The following is a 231-nucleotide window of genomic DNA, read 5'->3' as shown; positions in this document are numbered from 1 at the left end:
GGAAGGCGAAATTCACCACGAATTTAACCGCCACGGTGCGCGCTATCCGTCCTATAACACCATTGTCGGCAGCGGTGAAAACGGCTGCATTCTGCACTACACCGAAAACGAGTGTGAAATGCGCGACGGCGACCTGGTGTTGATTGACGCGGGTTGTGAATACAAAGGTTACGCTGGCGATATTACCCGCACCTTCCCGGTCAACGGCAAATTCACCCAGGCCCAGCGTGA

General features: G+C 55.0%; 1 protein-coding gene. It reads left to right on the top strand.

The window, feature by feature from the left end; translation table 11 throughout:
• On the top strand, positions 1-231 hold a 231-nt coding region (locus AC0L3S_RS39800), incomplete at both ends, for a M24 family metallopeptidase (RefSeq protein WP_473285464.1).

Source organism: Bradyrhizobium sp. Ken01 (assembly GCF_055807355.1).
The sequence above is the reverse complement of the archived record's forward strand: the minus strand, read 5'-3'. Positions and strand labels throughout refer to the sequence as shown.